Origin of the sequence: Aetokthonos hydrillicola CCALA 1050, from assembly GCF_017591665.1 — a bacterium.
Classification (GTDB): domain Bacteria; phylum Cyanobacteriota; class Cyanobacteriia; order Cyanobacteriales; family Nostocaceae; genus Aetokthonos; species Aetokthonos hydrillicola.
Map to the genome: position 1 here is coordinate 1 of NZ_JAAKGC010000325.1, position 1,927 is coordinate 1,927.

The following is a 1,927-nucleotide window of genomic DNA, read 5'->3' on the forward strand; positions in this document are numbered from 1 at the left end:
AAGCTTCTGCCACCTGCACAGCTAAGCCGTGAAAATACAGATAATCCTTGTATTGATTATCAGCAAACAACTTCTGTGCAAACTCCGTAGCAACTGCACCCACCGTCACTGCTTGCATTGGGAACACATCAATAATCCCTGATTCTTTTGGCGCAAAGAAATCTGCAATACACAGCCGTCTTAACGATTTTTGCCTCGGAAAGTCAAACCTAGCAATCTCCTGTAAATCTTGACGATTAGGTTCATAAACAAAGAGTGAATTCCCTTCAGATTGGGAAGGAAAATACCCATAAATCACTTGAGAGTGGAGAATCTACACCTCTAAATATGGATGAAATTATAGAACTGGCAAAACAACAACGGCAGGAGAAGAAATCCGCATAATGGCAATAGTTCTCAAAAAACCGTTAGCGCAAGCAGATTTATTGGATATTTGGAATTTTATTGCTAATGACAGCTTTGAAAAAGCAGATCAGTTTCTACAAAAAATTGAAAGTCAGCTCAAAGTACTGGGATTAAACCCAGGTATTGGAAGAAAACGTGATTCTCTAGCACCAGATATGCGGAGTTTTCCAGTAGGTAATTATCTAATTTTTTACCGTCCTATAAGTCAAGGGATTGAAGTCATTCGTGTTCTGCATGGATCCAGAGATATCCAAAGCCTTTTTGAAGATTCAGAATCTGATTGAACGTTTTCATTGTTATGAAGATTAATCAACGCCATAGTTGGGCTCTTACTGTTGAGGAAGCTATCACTATCCAAGAAAAACTGCAAGGTGAAGTTATTACAGAAGATCAACTCAAAGAACCGATACAGTACGTCGCAGGCGTAGACATGGGTTTTGAAGAGGATGGAACTATTAGCCGTGCAGCAGTAGCAGTGTTAAGTTTTCCAGATTTACAGGTACAAGAAACAGGTATAGCACGTCGCCCCACAACATTCCCTTATATTCCTGGCTTCCTTTCGTTCCGCGAAATACCAGCTATATTAGATGTTTTAGAAAAGATTACTTTGACCCCAGACCTAATTTTATGCGATGGGCAAGGAATTGCACATCCTCGGAGATTCGGTATTGCTTGCCATTTAGGAGTGCTTGTAGATATACCAACAATTGGCGTGGCAAAATCGTTGCTTATTGGTAAACATGAAAACCTGCCAGAGGAACGAGGTGCTTGGCAACCACTAATACATAAAAGTGAGACAATTGGAGCAGTTTTACGAACTCGCGTAGGTGTTAAGCCTTTATATGTCTCCCCTGGTCATAGAATTAGTCTAGCTACTGCGATTGACTACGTGTTAAGATGCACCCCAAAATATCGCTTGCCAGAAACGACACGTATTGCTGATAAATTGGCGTCTTCAAAATAAAGCTTAAAAAAAGTTGCTTGATTGTGCTTATTTGTGTTGGCGATCGCACAGGGGAAAAAAGCAGTTCAAAATTGCTAACTAAAAAAGCGTTACTTTGCTCCTTCAAGTGGGAATACTACGTGTTATGGATATAAATTGTTACTATTTTGCTAGTAATTGTAAGTAACCATACTTTCTATCTACAAAAATGTGGCTTTTCCCTAAGTAATAGCTAAACCCTGCCATCAACCAGATGAACGTAACTACGACTAGGGCTGCGAAAATTGCCAGCATCATTGATAATACAGAAAGTTATTGGCTCAGCGCTGAACGGTTACTAAGTGTTTTTCTTGCTCAAAGATTTTTGCGTGGAATTCTAGTTTTAGAATATAGTTTGATTTTAGTAAAGTTGCATAAACACGGTAGAGGTCTTTTTCAGGATATTTTGATTGTTTAAGTTGATTCATTAATCCAATTGCATTGAAATAAGCCAGGTTAGTATTTTACTTGATAACGTGAATTCGACGTAAGCGAACCGTGAAGTTGACTAACTGACTCTAGGCGATCGCAATTTAGCTT

General features: G+C 39.1%; 3 protein-coding genes and 1 pseudogene. 3 read left to right on the forward strand and 1 reads right to left on the reverse strand.

Annotation, left to right across the window (positions count from 1 at the left end):
* Window positions 1-313 (reverse strand): annotated as a pseudogene (locus G4P69_RS37485) (vitamin B12 dependent-methionine synthase activation domain-containing protein); the annotation flags it as partial.
* 70 nt (window positions 314-383) lie between these two features.
* Here G4P69_RS37485 and G4P69_RS37490 point away from each other — a divergent pair.
* From G4P69_RS37490 to G4P69_RS37500, 3 genes are all read left to right on the forward strand, one after another.
* Window positions 384-689 (forward strand): type II toxin-antitoxin system RelE/ParE family toxin, encoded by a 306-nt coding sequence (locus G4P69_RS37490; protein WP_208342536.1) that lies wholly within the window; start codon window positions 384-386, stop codon window positions 687-689.
* Between the two features lie 14 nt (window positions 690-703).
* Complete coding sequence (gene nfi, locus G4P69_RS37495) at window positions 704-1,369, forward strand: deoxyribonuclease V (protein ID WP_208342534.1); 666 nt, start codon at window positions 704-706, stop codon at window positions 1,367-1,369.
* A gap of 232 nt (window positions 1,370-1,601) precedes the next feature.
* Window positions 1,602-1,805 (forward strand): hypothetical protein, encoded by a 204-nt coding sequence (locus tag G4P69_RS37500; protein WP_208342533.1) that lies wholly within the window; start codon window positions 1,602-1,604, stop codon window positions 1,803-1,805.
* Window positions 1,806-1,927 lie beyond the last annotated feature (122 nt).